The sequence below is a fragment of the uncultured Ramlibacter sp. genome (assembly GCF_936925435.1).
In the GTDB taxonomy this organism is placed as follows: domain Bacteria; phylum Pseudomonadota; class Gammaproteobacteria; order Burkholderiales; family Burkholderiaceae_C; genus Ramlibacter.
This window is the reverse complement of the sequence record NZ_CAKZHQ010000004.1, coordinates 17,631-33,751: the sequence shown is the minus strand read 5'-3', so window position 1 is coordinate 33,751 and position 16,121 is coordinate 17,631. Positions and strand designations below refer to the sequence as shown.

The following is a 16,121-nucleotide window of genomic DNA, read 5'->3' as shown; positions in this document are numbered from 1 at the left end:
CCCGGCGCCTACTGCTTGACTTCGCCGACCTTCTCGAAGGTCTTGGGATTGAAGTAGACCTCGGCGCGCTCGTTCTTCTCGTTGAAGCCGTAGGCCTCATAGCAGCCGTTGTCGGTCTTGACCTGGCGCACCTTCTTCCAGCCGTCGGCCAGCAGCTTGCGCTGCAGTTCCATCTGCGGCTTCCATTCGGCCTTGGGCACGTCGCACTTGAATTCGCCGTGGGCCAGTGCGCTGCCGGCGGCAGACATGGCCAGCAGGGCCGGCAGGAGCAGGGTGGTGATTTTCATGGCGTTGCCTTGGTCGGGGCTGCGAGCGGGCCGCGTCAGACGTCGGCCCACTGGCGCAGCAGGTTGTGGTACGTGCCGGTCAGGCCGACGACGCTGGGATCGGTCTCGCCCACGGTGCTGCGCAGCTGGCGCAGGTGGGCATCCATGTCGAACAGCAGGCGGCGCTGCTCGTCGCTGCGCACCATGCTCTGGATCCAGAAAAAAGCGGCGGTGCGCGCACCGCGCGTCACCGGCTCGACCCGGTGCACGCTGGTGCCCGGATAGATGACCATGTCGCCGGCCGGCAGCTTGACGCGCTGCGGTCCGGACACGTCTTCAATGACCAGTTCGCCGCCGTCGTAGTCCTGCGGGTCGGCCAGGAACAGCGTGCAGGAGATGTCGGTGCGCACACGGCCGGCGCCATTGCGCAGGTAGCGCACGGCGCTGTCCACGTGGCTGTCGAAGCGCTCGCCGCCGCCGTAACGGTTGAACAGGGGTGGCGAGATCTGCTTGGGCAGGGTGGCGCAGAAGAACAGCGCATGCCGCTCCAGCCCCTGCAGCACCAGTTGCTGCAGTTGCACCGCGGCCTCGCAGCTTTCCGGCAGCTGCTGGTTGTGCTTGGCCAGCGCTGCCTGCTCGCCGGCTGTCACCCGGCCATCGCCCCAGGGGGCAGCGGCCAGCGCCACGCGCGCCTGTGCGATTTCGGCGGGGGACAGGACGGCGCGGACGTGCAGCAGCATTCTCAGTAACGATAACCCACCGTGGCCAGCACCGTGCGGCCCATGCCTGGCGTGGCGAAAGCCGGGTAGAGCTGGTCACCGAAGGTCTTGTTGGCGACGTTGCCCACGTTCATCTGCACGTAGAGGTCGGGCGTGAACTTGTATTCGGCCATCAGGTCGACCACGCCGTAGCCGGGCGCACGGGCCGTGCGCTGGGCGGCGCCGGTCGTGCCCTGCAGGGCGAAGTTCTCGCTGGCGCCGCGCAAGCCGCCGGCCAGGCGCAGCTTGGGGTTGGCCTGGTAGCTCAGCCAGGTGGCGCCGCTGTGGCGCGGCGTCAGGCCCACGCGCTGGCCGACGCTGGCCTGGGCGTTGGCGGCGCTGCCTGCAGCGTCGATCGTGGCGTCCTTCATGTAAGCATAGGACAGGTAGACCTCCCAGGCGGCATTGAGCCGGCCCACGATGTCGAATTCCAGGCCGGTCGAATGGCGCTTGCCCGACAGGGTGTAGGCGGAGCCGGCGAAGTCGGCGTCGGTGGTGCGCTCGTTGTACTTCTCGGTGCGGAACAGGGCGGCACGGGTCGACAGGCGGCCTTCCAGCAGGTCGAACTTGACGCCGACTTCGGTGTTGCGGCTCTTCTCGGCCGGCGTGTTGGCGTTCTGCGGGGTCGTGTACTGGTAGGTGTCGGCCGAGGTGTTGAACGAGGTGCCGTACGAGAAGTAGTAGGTGCTGGCCGTGTCCGGCTGGAACAGCACGCCGGTGCGGTAGCTCCACAGCGAGTCGTACGACAGCTCGCTCGACGGCGTGGTCGCCACGGCGCCGCCCGGAGCGTAGGTGATCTGGCCTGTGGTGGCCTTGAACTTGTCCCAGCGCAGGCCGCCCAGCAGTTTCCAGTTGGGCGCGACCTGCACCAGGTCCTGGGCGTAGGCGCCGAGGGTACGGCCCGAGTAGTTGCTGGTCTCGCGGTAGCGCGGCACGTTGCCGGTGCCGGTCAGAGCCGCGCCGTCGTCGGGCGTGCCCAGGGTGGTGTTGGGACGCGTGCCCAGCACGTTGGCCGAGTTGTTCTGGTAGCGGGTGGCCTCCTCGTGGGCCGCGTCAATGCCGGCGAGCACTTCATGGCGCAGGCCGAACCAGCCGAACCTGTTGCTGTAGTCGCTTTGCAGATAGGTCGTGTCGTAGTTGTCCTTGCGCGGCGTCAGCGCGCCGCGGGTCATGATGGTGGCGTCGCCCAGGTTGGCGGGCGTGGTCGGCGCTCCGTTGGTGGTGCCGAAGCGGGCCACCGAGCTCCACTGCGCGCGGTCGAAGGTGCCGGTGCGCAACTGGCTACGAAGTTCGCCACCAGCGTCGAAGCGGTGCGTGTGCTGCAGCGTGCCGTAGGTGGCGTCGCCGTCCACGTAGTCCGAGGATGTGCCGTAGAAATTGCGCGGATCGGTCTTGGCGACGTTGCCGGCCAGGTAGCCGACCGCGTTGCGTGGCGTGTTGTTGGTGTTGATGTGGAACAGGCCGGCGTTGAACTCGTCGCGTGTGCCCACGCCCCAGCTGTAGGTCGGCGCAATGCCGTTCTTCTCGATCTTGGCGCCGCCGCCGTCGGCCTTGGTGACCATGGCGTTGATGCGCAGGGCGGCTTCCTCGCCGGTGCGGATGTTGAAGTCGCCGGTGGCGCGCACGTAGCCCTGCGTACCGACCGTGCCCACCACGTCGCTCTGGTCGGCCAGCATCGGCTTCTTGGTGACCTGGTTGATGATGCCGCCAGTCGAGCCGCGGCCAAACAGCATGGAGGCCGAGCCGCGCATCACTTCGATGCGTTCGAGGTTGAAGGTGTCGCGATCGTACTGCGACGGGTCGCGCATGCCGTCGATCAGCAGGTCGCCGGTGGTCGCCACCGGAAAGCCGCGGATGCGGATGTCCTGGTCGGTGCCGTTCTCGGTGGCCGCGAAGGTGATGCCGGCGGTGTAGTGCAGGGCTTCCTTGAGCGTGTCGAGCTTGACGTCGTCGATCAGCTTCTCGGTCATCACCGTGATCGAGCTGGGGATGTCGCGCAGGTCCTGTGTGCCCTTGCCGATGTTGGTCTTCTTGGTCTGCATGGCGTCCTTGCCCTGCGCGGCCTCGGCCTTTTCCTTGACGACCACCGGGGCCAGGGCCTTCTCGGCGGGGGCTGCGCTCTGGGCCCAACTGCTGACGGAGGCCGCCAGCATCAGGGCGCCCAGGGGGAACAGGGCGGCGTCGGAGGCCGGGGCGGCCAGGGAGGGGGTGCGCGCGGTCTTGCGCGAGTTGCGTTTGGAGAGGTTGGCCATTTGGACTCCAGACCGCCGGCAGCGGCTGTATTGATGTTGTGTGGTGAGACGCGAGGCTTGCTGAGCGCCCGGCGGAGCGGATCCTGGCTTGCCCGAAATCGTCACAATTGTAAAAGCAATGCGAATCACTCTTATTCATGAGAATCGAATTCCACGCCGCCCCGCCATAGCCGGTGGTGCAAATGCAACAGAATGCTGCGATTAGAATGAGAATAATTCTTATCCCGGAGACGCCATGCCTGCCACGCCGCACAGCCCGCCCATCGCCTCGCTCGCCCAGGCGCCGCTGGGCCAGCTCTATGCGGTACGTGAGGTCAGCGCCGACCCGCAGGTGCCCGAACGGGCCCGCCAGCTGGAAGAGATCGGCTTCTTCCCCGGCGAGCAGGTGATGGTGATGACGCGCGGCTTTCCCGGCGGTGACCCCCTGGTGGTGCGCATCGGCATGTCCACCTTTGCCTTGCGCGGCGCCGAAGCCGCCTGCATCCAGATCGAGCCGCTCTCCGCCGGCGCCACAGCATGAACGAAGCTGTTGTCCATCTCCATCCCACCGGCCGCCTGGCGGCCCTGGTGGGCAATCCCAACGCCGGCAAGACCGCGCTGTTCAACCGCCTGACCGGCAGCAACCAGAAGGTCGCCAACTACGCCGGCGTGACCATCGAGCGGAAGGAAGGCCGGCTGCAGCTGGCTTCGGGCAAGACCGTGCGCGTGCTCGACCTGCCGGGTACCTACAGCCTGCACCCGCGCTCGCCCGACGAGCGCATCACCTGCGACGTGCTGGCCGGCCAGGCCCAGGGCGAGAAGCGCCCCGACCTGGTGGTCTGCGTGGTCGATGCCACCAACCTGCGGCGCGGTCTGCGGCTGGTGCTCGGCGTCCAGCGCATGGGCCTGCCCTGCGTGGTGGCGCTGAACATGGCTGACCTGGCCGCCAGCCGCGGCATCCGCCTGGACCCCGCCGCGCTGGCGCGCGAACTGGGCGTGCCGGTGGTCAGCACCGTGGCCGTGCAGGGCGAGGGCGATGCCGGCCTGCGCGATCTGCTGGACAAGCCCGAACACTGGCAGCGCCCGGATACCGGGGCGGCGCTGCCACTGCCGGCCGACGACATTCCCGACCACGAGGCGGTGCGTGGCATGCTGCGCCGCCTGGGCCTGGACGAGGTCACGCCGCATCTGGCCAGCGACCGCATCGACCGCGTCGTGCTGCACCCGGTCATCGGGCCCGTCCTGCTGGCGGTGCTGCTGTTCTTCATCTTCCAGGCGGTGTTCGCCTGGGCCGAGGCGCCGATGGGATGGATCGAGGAGGCCACCGCCTGGCTGGGCGAGACCGTGGGCGCCTGGGTGCCTGAAGGCCATCTCAAGAGTTTCATCACCGACGGGCTGATCGCCGGTCTGGGCGGAGTGATCGTCTTCCTGCCACAGATCCTGATCCTGTTCTTCTTCATCCTGGTGCTGGAAGAGTCTGGCTACCTGCCGCGCGCCGCCTTCCTGCTGGACCGCATCATGGGCGGGGTGGGTCTGTCGGGCCGCTCCTTCATTCCGCTGCTGTCGAGCTTTGCCTGCGCCATCCCCGGCATCATGGCCACCCGCACCATCGCCAACCCGCGCGACCGCCTGGTGACCATCATGATCGCGCCGATGATGACCTGCTCGGCCCGCCTGCCGGTCTATGCCTTGCTGATCGGCGCCTTCATCCCGCACCGCGAGGTCGGTCCCGGCCTGGAACTGCAGGGGCTGGTGTTGTTCGCTCTGTACCTTGCCGGCATCGTCGGCTCGCTAGCCGTGGCCTGGGTGCTCAAGCGCTTCACCGGCAAGGGCCAGGTACGGGCGCTGATGATGGAACTGCCCACCTACCACTGGCCGCGCCTGCGCAACGTGGGCCTGGGCCTGTGGCAGCGCACCATGATCTTCCTCAAGCGCGTGGGCGGAATCATCCTGACGCTGACCATCGTGCTGTGGTTCCTGGCGACCTTCCCCGGCGCGCCCGAGGGCGCGACCCAGCCGGCCATCGAATACAGCTTTGCCGGCATGCTGGGCAAGGCCCTGGCCGTGCTGCTGGGTCCGATCGGTTTCAACTGGCAGATCTGCATCGCCCTGGTGCCCGGCATGGCGGCGCGCGAGGTGGCAGTGGGCGCGCTGGGCACGGTCTACGCGCTGTCGGCCGTCGGCGATGACACGGCCCAGGCCCTGACGCCGCTGATCGCGCAAAGCTGGAGCCTGGCCACCGCCTTGTCGCTGCTGGCCTGGTTTGTCTTCGCGCCGCAGTGCCTGGCCACGCTGGCCACGGTCAAGCGCGAGATGGGCGGCTGGAAGTGGCCGCTGGTGATGGCTGGCTACCTGTTCGCCCTGGCCTACATCGCATCCTTCATCACCTACCGCGTGGCAGTCGCCCTGGGCTGGGGCTGAGCGCGCCGGCCCGAGCGATCCCCTAATTGCCGCCAGGAAACGCGGCGCTGCGCCCGCTGCTGGCTGTCGCCGTGCTGTGCCGGACCACTGGCGCGTCATGCACCGTTGTCGACATGCCGCACATAGCTTGGATGGTGCCCAGCTATGGTGCAAAATAACCACTTATGGTGCGCTGATAATCGGGAACGTGGCTTCATGGACACGATTCACGGTGGCGGCCAGTGGCGAGGACAGGCTATTTCGGCCGCAACGCCCCACACAGGTGCATTGAGGACGAGCGAACCGCCGCATGACGACAGCCATCACCAGCCAGGCCTTTGCCGTATCCGAACCCGTGGGGCCTCCAGTCTGGCTGCGCTTTCTCACGCCTCTGCTAGGACTCACTCTGCTCATCGGGGCTCTTGGCGTGGTCGGCTATCGCCACCTCAGCGAGGGCGTCCGGCGTGACAACGATCGCACGCTGGCCGTGATTGCCGAACAAAAGCGCCAGCAGATCGAGGGTGTCCTGGCCGATGCCCGGATGGATGCGCAACTGAATTTCGCCAGCCACTCGCAAATCGAAGACCTGTTCGGACGCTGGATCGCCGGCGGTCGCCGCGACGGCACCATGCAGGAATGGATGCGCCGACGTCTGGTCGAAGTTGCCGGGATTCGAGGCTGGGGCGGCGTACGCATGTTCGATGCCGGTGCAAAGCTGGCGCTGGCGGTCGGCCAGGGCAGTCTCGCGAACGAGCAGGAGCGAATCCTCGACATCATTCGACGCCCGCGAATCGAACTCGTTGACCTGCACCTTGATGCGGCCGGCAAGGCGCACTACGGCATCCTGTCACCCATCGGCGGGGCCGGAGAAACGCCGCATGGCGTCGCCTACATCAGCTGGCCTGCGGACAACACCCTTTACCCGCAAGTCAAGTCCTGGCCGGTGCCGACGCAGACGGCTGAAACCTATCTGGTACGCCGCGAGGGCGCGGACGTGCGCTTCGTGACGTCGCTGCGCCACTTCGAACGTGCAGATCTGGGTTTCGTGCAGCCCATGAGCCGTCAGGACATGGCGGCCGCCCGAGCGGCCCGCGGCGAGTACGGAATCATCTCAGGAGGGCGTGACTACCGGAATGTTCCGGTGCTGGCCTACGCCGTCCCGGTTGCCGGCACGCCCTGGCTGATGCTCGCCGAGATCGATGAAGCCGAGGCCTACGCGGCCATCCGGGCCATCGGCTGGGAGGCCGGCGTGCTGGTCGGTCTGGGGCTGCTGCTGGTGTATTCCGGCGGTTTCCTGTTCTGGCGCCGCGCCCGCCAAGGGGATGAGTTGGCCAGCCGGCGCCGCTACGAGGTCGAACTGCGTGGCGCCTACGACGCCGCCGAGGCCGCCAACGCGGCGAAGAGCGAGTTTCTGGCCCACATGAGCCATGAAATCCGTACGCCGATGAATGCCGTGCTCGGATTGGCGCAGGTGCTCCAACGCGAGTCCCTGGCTGACAACCAGCGCGATATGGTGGCGCGCATCCGCGGCGCCGGCCAATCCCTTCTGAACATCCTCAACGACGTGCTCGATCTGTCCAAAGTGGAGGCCGGCCAGCTGCGCATCGAGCCGCGTCCTTTCGAACTGTCCAGTCTGCTCGCCGACATCGACAGCCTGATGGGGCAAGCAGCCAACGCCAAGGGCCTGACACTGCGTATCGCCTTGCCCGACATCGGGGCGGACTTGCTGCTCGGAGACGGTCTGCGCCTCGAACAGGTGCTGCTGAACCTGATCGGCAACGCGATCAAGTTCGCCGACCGAGGCGAAGTCAGCTTGATCACCTCCTGCAGCGAGCGCAACGAAGCGGGCCTGCGCTTGCGTTTCGAGGTGCGCGACAACGGCATCGGCATCGCGCCTGAGGCCCTGGAACGGCTTTTCGAGCCATTTGCCCAGGCCGATGCAGGGATCAGCCGCCGTTACGGCGGCACGGGACTCGGGCTGTCGATCTGCAAACGCCTGGTCGAGTTGATGGGGGGGCAGATTGGCGCCACGAGCGAGCCGGGCCTGGGGAGCTGTTTCTGGTTTGAGCTGCCCATGTTGCTGGCCCAGGCACAGGCCGCTGCGGCACCGTCCGGAAAACCGGTGCGGCCGCTGGGTCCCTGTCTGGTCGGAGCGCACCTGCTGGTGGTGGACGACAGCGCGATGAACCGCGACCTGGTCGATCGGGCGCTTCGCCAGGAGGGCGCTCGCGTCAGTCTCGCCGCCGATGGCCAGCAGGCCGTGCAGATTCTGTCGAATCGATCGGATGCATTCGACGGCGTTCTGATGGATGTGCAGATGCCGGTGATGGACGGACTCACGGCGATCCGCGTGATCCGCGACAAGCTTGGCATGGTCGACCTGCCCATCATCGCGTTCACGGCCGGGGTCGGGGCCAGGCAGCAGGCGGCGGCCCGCGAGGCCGGTGCCAACGACGTGCTGCCCAAGCCGATGGATCTTGACGAGATGGCGGAACTGCTCTCGCGCTGGATTCTGCCCCGGGTGCCAGCGGTGGCTCAGGGGCAGGGGCAGGAACCAGGCAAGGATTTCCCCGACATCCCGGGTATCGACCGCGAGCGCGCGGCGCAGCGCCTGGGGAACGATCGCGACATCTTCTTTTCGCTGCTCGACTTCTTCATCAGGGACAACACCGACGCGGTCAAGCATGTCCGGGCGGAACTGGCGGCGGGTGACCGCGAGGCCGCCGGGCGCCGCATGCATACGCTGGCCAGCAACGCCGGTTTTCTGTGTGCGCTCGATCTGATGGACGTGGCGCGCCAAGCCGAAGCGGCCATCGACCTGGGCGAGCTCGAGCTCGAGCCCATGCTCGATGCGATCGCCGCGCAAGTATCAGCGCTGGTCGAAGCCTGCCAGCCTTGGCGCCAGCCTGCCTAGCTAGAGAATGCCACCCCAATGAAAAAGCCCGGCCTGGCCGGGCTTTTTTCTGCGCGCTGAAGGCTCAGCGTTCGGCGAAGGCCCGTTCGATCACGAAGTGGCCGGCGTGCTGCATGTTGCCTTCGTTAAAGCCGCCTGCTTCGAGCTGCTGCTTGAGGTCCTTGAGCATGGCGGGGCTGCCGCAGATCATGAAGCGGTCGTTCTCCACCGACGCCGCCGGCAGGCCCAGGTCGCTGTACAGCTTGCCCGACGCCATCAGCTCGGTGATGCGGCCTTCGTTCCTGAACTTCTCGCGCGTGACGGTGGGGTAGTACAGCAGCTGGTTCTTCACCAGCTCGCCCAGGTACTCGTGCTCATGCAGCTCGTGCTCGAACAGCTGGCGGTAGGCCAGTTCGGCCGTGGTGCGGCAGCCGTGGACGATGACGACCTTGGCGAAGCGCTCATAGGTCTCCGGGTCCTTGATCAGCGACAGGAAGGGCGCCAGGCCGGTGCCGGTGGCCAGCAGCCACAGCGTGCCGCCGGGCAGCAGGTTCTGCAGCAGCAGGGTGCCGGTGGGCTTGCGGCCCACGATCAGCTCGTCGCCCGGCTGCAGGTGCTGCAGGCGCGAGGTCAGCGGGCCGTCGGGCACCTTGATGCTGAAGAACTCCAGCATCTCCTCGTGGTTGGCGCTGGCGATGCTGTAGGCGCGCAGCAGTGGTTTGCCGTTGACCGGCAGGCCGATCATGGTGAACTGGCCGTTGACAAAGCGGAAGGCCGTGTCGCGGGTGGTGGTGAAGGAAAACAGCTGATCGGTCCAGTGGTGGACGGTCAGGACTTTTTCGGTCTGGAATGCGCTCATGGGCTGGATTTTCGCAAAAGACTTATGCACTTTCCTGTCGTAGGCTCTCCGGCCCGGTTATGAAGCCCGGCGCGGTCCGTAGGATAAGGCCAGGACCACGGCCAGGGCGGCGGCCGTCAGTACACCCAGCCAGAGCACCCAACCCTGGGTCGGGCCCTGGACGGCCAGGCTGGCCAGCAGCGACACCAGCAGGCCCGCGCTGCCGCCGGCGCGCAGCCAGCGGCGCGCGGCGCCGGGCGTGCGGCCACGGCCGAAGGCGTCCTCGTGGTGGCGGTCCATGGCCAGGGCCAGGGCGGCAAAGCCGCAGGCAGCGGCAAGCCAGGCGAACAGAACCAGGGCGGCGTGGCTCATTGGCCAGCTCCCGCTTGCGCGAACTGGCCCGATGGGTCGGGCCGGCGTTTGCGGCTGTCCTTGCGGGCCAGCCACCAGCAGCAGGCCGCCAGCGCCAGGCCCAGCGCCAGGCAGACTAGGTCGAAGCCGGCCACGCGCCACAGGCCGGCCGGGATGCTCACGCCCAGATGGGTGGCGGTGGTCGCTGCGTTGAGCAGCGGGATGGCGGCAAAGGCGACAGCGCCCAGGCCCAGTTGCACGCGCCACATGCTGCGCCGGGGCCAGGCCAGGCCGGCCAGCGCCGCCACCGCCCAGACCGCGAAGAACAGGTCGATCTCGGCTTGCGCCCGCTCGGCCAGGCCAAAGGGCAGCAGGCGGTTGGCCCAGAAGAAGGCGGCCATGGCCAGCGGCAGGCCGGCGATGGCGGCTACGTTCAGGCCGTCGACCAGGCGCGAGGCCCAGCCGACGCGGCCGCCGTGGGCCAGGGCCTTGCTGTACTTGTTGCGCTCTTTGACGCCCCACAGCAGCAGGCCGGTGGCGACCATCACGCAGCCGGCCAGCCCGGACAGGAAGAACAGGGCGCGCAGCAGCGGGTCGCCGAAGCGGCCCAGGTGCAGGCCGTACAGCACGCTGCGCGTGGCGACGGCGGCGCCGCGGTCCTCGCCGACCTCGCTGAGCAGCTTGCCGGTGGCGCCGTCGAACACCATCGCCGGCTGCGAGGACGACATGTCCTGCGCTTCGCGGCGCGACAGGGTGATGGTGGCGGCCGCGTCATTGGCGTTGTTGACGGTGATGCGGCCGATCGGCGCGCCGTTCCAGCGCGCCGTGGCCTGCTCCACCAGCGGGCCGATCGCCACCAGCGGCGCGGCGATGCCCGAAGGCTTGGGGTCGCGCGGCCCGCTGGCCGGAAAGACCTCGGCGATGAAGGCCTGCTGGTCCTTGTAGGTGGCTTGCGGCGCCCAGGGCATGTACATCGCCATCAGGGTGATCAGGCCGGTGTACGTGATCATCAGGTGGTAGGGCAGGGCCAGCACCGCGACAGCGTTGTGCGCGTCCAGCCAGCTGCGCTGACCCTTCTTCGGCCGGAAGGTGAAGAAGTCCAGGAAGATGCGCTTGTGGGTGACGATGCCCGAGACTATGGCCACCAGCATGAACATCGCGCAAAAGCCGATGATCCAACGCGCCCAGATCGCCGGCATGTAATGCAGGTCGAAGTGCAGGCGGTAGAAGAACTCGCCGCCGCGCGTCTCGCGCGAGGCCGCCATGGGCTTGCCCGTCGCCGGGTCCAGCACCGTATTGTCGAAGCGGGCGCGGCGCAGCACGCCCGGCTCGGGCGGCGCCTCCTTCTGGCCCTTGGCCACCGGCGGGCGCATCCAGCTGGCGCGCACGCCGGGCTCGCGCTCGGTCGGCAGAGTGATGAACCAGCGCTGGCTGCGCGGGGCGCGCTCCTGCAGCGCAGCCACTGCGCGTTCGGCGGTCCCCACCTGCGGCGGCGCCTGCAGGCTGGACTGGTGCAACTCGGGCTTCATCCAGAAGGTGATCTCGTCCTTGAAGTACGAAGCCGTGCCGGCGGCAAAGACCATGAACAGCACCCAGCCCACCAGCAGGCCGCTGTAGGTGTGCAGCCAGGACATGGACTGGCGGAAACCTTCTTTCATGACGCGCCTCCCGCGTAGTAATGCAGCAGCAGCACGGCGCCCAGCAGGGCCGTGGGCGCCAGGATGCCGGCCCAGGCGCGCAGGGCCGTGCGCGCGGCGAACACCCACATCACGGCGCCCGTGTAGATCACGAAGGACGCCAGCATGCCGGTCAGCGTGGCCTCGACCCGGCTGGTCGGCAGGTACAGGGCCATCACCGTGGCGGCCAGCCCCGACAGCGCATAGCCGCCGGCGATGGCGGCCAGCGCGCGCGAGGCGATGCCCAGCCGGTAGCGCAGGCCCTCGCTGCCGCGTGGAAGCCAGCTGTGGCGGGTGGAGGAGGCCACAGGCGCGGCGCGCGCGCGCGCCGCTGCAGGGCTTGAGCTTGGAGAGGGTTGGGCTGTCATCGTCTTGCTGCTTCGATGGAAATGCCTGGGCACGTCAGTAGCGGACCTTCATGGCCAGCACCGCGCGCCGCGGCTCGCCGTAGAAATTCTGGCGGGTCACGCCAGAGACTTTTTCGTAGTAGGTCTCGTCGAACAGGTTGTCCACGCCCAAGCTGAGATTGACCTTGTCGTTGGCCTGCCAGGCCACCTGCACGTTGGCCAGGGTGTAGTTGCCCGAGACCAGGCGCAGCGCGCCGCTTTGCGCGTAGAACTCGCTGCGCCAGCTCAGGCCGCCGCCCACGCTCCAGCCGCGCAGTGCGTCGCGGAAGGCGTAGCGGGTCGACAGGTTCACCATGTGGCGCGGCGTGACCGGGCTGAAGACCTGGCCCTGCTGGGCGACCGGCGCCTTGATGTACTCGGTGTCGGTGTAGGCATAGCCGGCCAGCAGGTCCCAGCCCGGCGCAACCTGGCCGCTGGCCTCGAGCTCGAAGCCCTGGCTGCGCACCTCGCCGCCGGCGATGGAGGCGGTGCTGACCACCGGGTCCACAACGGCGCGGTTGACGTCGTCGATGCGGAACACCGCGGCGGTGGTCTGCAGGCGCTTGTTGAGGAACTCGCCCTTGAGGCCGAACTCCAGCTGCTTGCCGGTGCGCGGCGGCAGCAGGGCCCCGGCACGGTCCATCTGGGTCTGGATGACGAAGGTCTCGGCATAGCTCGCGTAGGCGGTGAGCTGGGCGTTCAGGTCGTACAGCGCCGCCACCGAAGGCATGAACTGCCGGCCCGGCTCGGAGCGCGCCGTGACCACGCCGTCGCTGGTGCGCTCGGTCGCGACCTTGGCCCAGGACAGCCTGCCGCCCGCCAGCAGCTTCAGGCTGTCGGCGAGGCTGAACTGGCCCTGGCCATACAGCGCGTTTTCCTTGCGCTGGGTCTGCGCGGTGAAGCCCGGCAGGACGAGGTTGGGATAGGCGTAGCCGTAGTTGGGCCTGTAGATGTTGAAGGTCGAGGTCGGCCCATAGGCGAAGTTGCCATCTCCCGAGGTGCGTTCGTTGCTGTTGGCGCCCAGCAGCAGCTTGTGCTGGCGCCCGGCCAGTTGCCAGGGCGTGCTCAGGTAGACGTCGTAGCTGCGGTCGTCCAGGCGACCTTGCAGGTCCACCGTCTCGAAGCGGTAGTCGCCATTGGGGGCGACGGCGCTGTTGGAGCGGCCCGAACGGTAGAAGTTGTCGCGCTGCACATCACGCACCGCGAACTTGACCAGGGCGCCTCCGCCCAGCCGATGCTCGATCTCGGCGAAGGCGTCGCGTGTGTCCATGTCCTGGCGGTTGGCCGCCACGCCGGCGAAGGTGCTGCGCGGCACGTCCAGCAACTGGCCGTTCGCATAGGCCGGCAGGCCCTGGTCGGTGGTGGAGTCCACCCGCTGCGCGGTGTAGCCGGCGGACAAGGTGGTCGAGGGCGCGATGTCCAGTTCGAGCGTGCCGTAGGCGGCCCGCTTCTTCGTGTGCAGCACGTCGACATAGCTGTCCCGGTCGTCCGCCACCGCCACCAAGCGCCCGCGCAGCGTGCCCGCGGCGTTGAGCGGGCCGGTCAGGTCCACGTCCGCGCGCAGCTGGCCGAACGAGCCGGCCGACACGTTGGCGCCGATGGACTGCAGGCCCAGCGCGCGCTTGCGCACCAGGTTGATGGTGCCGCCTGGCTCGCCGGCGCCCTGCAGCAGGCCGCTGGGGCCGCGCAGGACCTCGATGCGGTCGTAGATCGCCGTGTCCAGCGCGGTGGCGTAGTTCGGGCCCTGCACGATGGGCATGCCGTCGAGCATGAACGAGCCGATCTCGAAGCCACGCGACCGGATGGTGTTGTAGTTGCCGGCGCCGTCGAAGCGCTCCACCACCACGCCGGTGGCGGACTTGAGCGCGTCCTCCACCTTGGTGAAGTTGCGGTCGTCCAGCTGCTGGCGGGTGATCACGGTGATCGACTGCGGTGTCTCGCGCACCGAAGCGCCGATCTTGCCGGCTTCAAGCTCGCGCACGATGTACGTGCCCTCGCTGCTTTTGCCCGTGTCGGTGACCTTGACCTCAGGCAGGGTCTGGGCCAGCGCGGAGCCGGCCAGCAGCGTGAGCGCCGCCAGGGCCAGCGGGTTTAGCTTGTTGTGTGTGGTGTTCTTCATTGGTCCCAACTCCGTCCTGTTTTTTTTGTTCTGTGCCAGCGGCTTATTTGTTGGGCGGCGCGGGCGGGTTGGCCGGCAGGGCGGCCAGGCCGTCGGCCTGTTCCAGCGTCAGCGAGGTGACGTAGCTGCCGCGGTCCCACTTCTCGCCGGCGCGCTCACCACCGGTGGCGTCGGTGTGCGACAGCTCCAGCACGTAGGTGCCGCGCCAGGGCAGGCTGACGCTCATCTTGCCGGCCTCGTCGGTGTGGTGCTCCTGGGCCCAGCCGGAGGCGGTGACAACCATCACCTTGGCCTTGGCCAAGGCCTTGCCCTTGTAGAAGGCCTGGACCTCCAGCTTGCCGGCGGCGGCGGGGCCGGTGGGCACCAGGTCCAGCGTCAGCACCGGCTCCTGCTTGGCGATCTCCGTGACCAGGCGGGCGGCCGGTTGGTAGATGCTGCGCGTGGTCTTGTCGCCCTGCTTGCGCTCGGAGACGGGGTAGCTCGCTTCCTCGGCGATCAGGGTCTCGCCGCGCGCGGCGCGGCCCGACAGCGCAAAGCCATTGGGCGTCTTGGTCAGGGTCAGCGGCTCGGCGGCCTTGCCGGCAACCAGCTTCTGGCCAGTGGGCTTGACGAACTTGTCCAGCAGGCCGGGCGTGGCCTCGCGCAGGTTGTCGCCGTACTCGCCGAAGTACAGCTTGGCGCCCTGGGCGTCCTGCTCCAGCCAGACCTGGTGGGCCTGGGCGGTGGCGAAACTGAAGGTGGCGCAGAGTGCGGCGATGGCGCGCAGGGCGGTGAACTTGGTGCGTTGCATGGAAAACTCCTTGTAAGATTGCTATGGATTTGGTAGCTGCTCGGGTCCGGTGGACGGGGGCTGTCGCCGGATTTGTTTGGGAAAATGGCTCAGCGGCGGGGTTTCCACCAGAACCAGGCCATCACGGCCACCGGCACGCCCAGGCCGACCCAGGACCAGATGTCGCCGGCCCCGCCGTCGGACACCAGGGCCGTGAGCAGGCCGCTGGCCGTCAGCAGGCCCAATGCGATGGGCCAAGCCCACAGGCGGCGAAATTGCGGGCTCATTGGGTCACTCCCGGCAAGGCCACGTCCGCTTCCCGGGCCAGTGTCTGGGGCTGTTTGCGCTTGAACCACAGGTACAGGCCACTGCCCAGCACGACGATGGTGGCGATGTCCAGCAGGGCCCAGAGGATCTGCATGGGCATGCCGCCGTAGTCGCCGAAGTGCAGCGGCTGCGACACCAGCAGCGCCGTCAGGTACCAGGGCAGGGCCGGCGCAGCCGTGACCTTGGCGGTCTTGGCGTCGACCAGCACCGGCTGCAGCAGGCGCGCTGTCAATGGCGTCTCGCCCTTGAGGAAGAAGGTGTGGTGGTGCGGGCTGGAAAAGGACGTGCCCGGAAAGGCGATGAAGGACAGCTTGTTGCCCGGCGCGTGGGCCATCGCCGCGTCCATGGACTGCTGCACCGAGGCGCGCTGCGTCACCGGCACCGTCGGCTGGCCCTTGTAGGGAGCGAGCAGCGCAGTGAGCTGGTCGTACTGCCAGTATTTGATCAGCAGGTCGGCCCAGGTGTTGATCATGCCGGTGGCGCCGACCACGAAGAACCAGGTCAGGGTGACCACGCCCAGCAGGTTGTGCAGGTCCAGCCACTTGACGCGGCGCGAACGCTGCTTGCGCACCTCGCCGAAATCGAGCTTGCGCATGAAGGGCGCGTACAGCACCACGCCCGAGACGATGGCAATGAGCAGCAACAGGCCCATCAAGCCCAGGAACAGCTTGCCAGGCAGGCCGGCGAACAGGTCCACGTGCAGCTTGAACATCACCCACATGAAGCCCTCGTCGAAGCGCGGCTGGGCCAGCACGGCGCCGGTGCGCGCGTCCAGTGCCACCGACTTGAAGTCGTCGGTGGGCTCGGGCGTGGGCGTGAGGGTGACGAACCAGATGTTGGCGTCGTCCTCGTCCTGCGAGGCGAACTGCACGACGCGGTCCGGGTGCTTTGCCTTGGCCACGTCCAGGATCTTGTCCAGGCTCACGTGCGGCGTGCCTTTGGCCATCTCCGGCGCTTCGACCTCGGTGCCCAGCAGGTGGCCGATCTCGTGGTGGAAGATCAGCGGCAGGCCGGTCAGGCACAGCAGCAGCATGAAGATGGTGCAGACCAGGCTGCTCCACTTGTGCAGCCAGGACCAGGTCTTGATGGAACGGGCAGTCAGCATGG

Annotated in this window: 14 protein-coding genes; 3 read left to right on the top strand and 11 right to left on the bottom strand. The window is 67.8% G+C overall.

Features of this window, described 5'->3' with window-relative positions:
- Positions 1–8: 8 nt before the first annotated feature.
- Genes Q0632_RS03725 through Q0632_RS03715 form a run of 3 tightly spaced genes read right to left on the bottom strand, consistent with a single transcriptional unit; the run spans position 9 to position 3,276 of the window.
- Positions 9–287: a PepSY domain-containing protein gene (locus tag Q0632_RS03725; RefSeq protein WP_298924494.1), complete on the bottom strand. Its 279-nt coding sequence runs from the start codon at positions 285–287 to the stop codon at positions 9–11.
- Positions 288–322: 35 nt separating this feature from the next.
- Positions 323–1,006: a Fe2+-dependent dioxygenase gene (locus Q0632_RS03720; RefSeq protein WP_298924493.1), complete on the bottom strand. Its 684-nt coding sequence runs from the start codon at positions 1,004–1,006 to the stop codon at positions 323–325.
- Positions 1,007–1,008: 2 nt separating this feature from the next.
- Positions 1,009–3,276, bottom strand: coding sequence for a TonB-dependent siderophore receptor (locus Q0632_RS03715; protein WP_298924492.1), 2,268 nt, complete (start codon positions 3,274–3,276; stop codon positions 1,009–1,011).
- A gap of 235 nt (positions 3,277–3,511) precedes the next feature.
- On the opposite strand from Q0632_RS03715, the gene Q0632_RS03710 reads away from it, so the two are divergent.
- From Q0632_RS03710 to Q0632_RS03700, 3 genes are all read left to right on the top strand, one after another.
- Positions 3,512–3,796 (top strand): FeoA family protein, encoded by a 285-nt coding sequence (locus Q0632_RS03710; RefSeq protein ID WP_298924491.1) that lies wholly within the window; start codon positions 3,512–3,514, stop codon positions 3,794–3,796.
- A complete protein-coding gene (locus Q0632_RS03705) occupies positions 3,793–5,676 on the top strand; it encodes a ferrous iron transporter B (protein ID WP_298924490.1) in 1,884 nt (627 codons plus the stop codon). The genes Q0632_RS03710 and Q0632_RS03705 overlap by 4 nt, the downstream gene beginning before the upstream one ends.
- A 289-nt stretch (positions 5,677–5,965) precedes the next feature.
- Complete coding sequence (locus tag Q0632_RS03700) at positions 5,966–8,569, top strand: ATP-binding protein (protein WP_298924488.1); 2,604 nt, start codon at positions 5,966–5,968, stop codon at positions 8,567–8,569.
- A gap of 64 nt (positions 8,570–8,633) precedes the next feature.
- Here the strand turns inward: Q0632_RS03700 and Q0632_RS03695 are convergent, their stop codons facing one another.
- The 8 genes from Q0632_RS03695 to Q0632_RS03660 form a co-directional block, all read right to left on the bottom strand.
- A complete protein-coding gene (locus Q0632_RS03695; RefSeq protein ID WP_298924485.1) occupies positions 8,634–9,407 on the bottom strand; it encodes a ferredoxin--NADP reductase in 774 nt (257 codons plus the stop codon).
- A 57-nt stretch (positions 9,408–9,464) separates the two neighbouring features.
- Positions 9,465–9,758 (bottom strand): DUF3325 family protein, encoded by a 294-nt coding sequence (locus tag Q0632_RS03690; RefSeq protein ID WP_298924483.1) that lies wholly within the window; start codon positions 9,756–9,758, stop codon positions 9,465–9,467.
- On the bottom strand, positions 9,755–11,395 hold the full coding sequence (locus tag Q0632_RS03685) for a PepSY domain-containing protein (RefSeq protein ID WP_298924481.1): 1,641 nt from the start codon (positions 11,393–11,395) through the stop codon (positions 9,755–9,757). Before Q0632_RS03685 ends, Q0632_RS03690 begins: the two co-directional genes overlap by 4 nt.
- The gene (locus Q0632_RS03680) at positions 11,392–11,721 is read right to left on the bottom strand and encodes a DUF3649 domain-containing protein (protein ID WP_298925254.1); all 330 of its coding nucleotides are present in this window, start codon (positions 11,719–11,721) and stop codon (positions 11,392–11,394) included. The genes Q0632_RS03685 and Q0632_RS03680 overlap by 4 nt, the downstream gene beginning before the upstream one ends.
- Before the next feature lie 94 nt (positions 11,722–11,815).
- The gene (locus Q0632_RS03675) at positions 11,816–13,918 is read right to left on the bottom strand and encodes a TonB-dependent siderophore receptor (RefSeq protein WP_298924479.1); all 2,103 of its coding nucleotides are present in this window, start codon (positions 13,916–13,918) and stop codon (positions 11,816–11,818) included.
- 43 nt (positions 13,919–13,961) lie between these two features.
- The gene (locus Q0632_RS03670; protein WP_298924478.1) at positions 13,962–14,708 is read right to left on the bottom strand and encodes a DUF4198 domain-containing protein; all 747 of its coding nucleotides are present in this window, start codon (positions 14,706–14,708) and stop codon (positions 13,962–13,964) included.
- Between the two features lie 89 nt (positions 14,709–14,797).
- The gene (locus Q0632_RS03665) at positions 14,798–14,974 is read right to left on the bottom strand and encodes a hypothetical protein (protein WP_298924476.1); all 177 of its coding nucleotides are present in this window, start codon (positions 14,972–14,974) and stop codon (positions 14,798–14,800) included.
- Positions 14,971–16,116, bottom strand: a complete 1,146-nt coding sequence (locus tag Q0632_RS03660) for a PepSY domain-containing protein (RefSeq protein WP_298925252.1) — start codon at positions 16,114–16,116, stop codon at positions 14,971–14,973. Before Q0632_RS03660 ends, Q0632_RS03665 begins: the two co-directional genes overlap by 4 nt.
- Positions 16,117–16,121 lie beyond the last annotated feature (5 nt).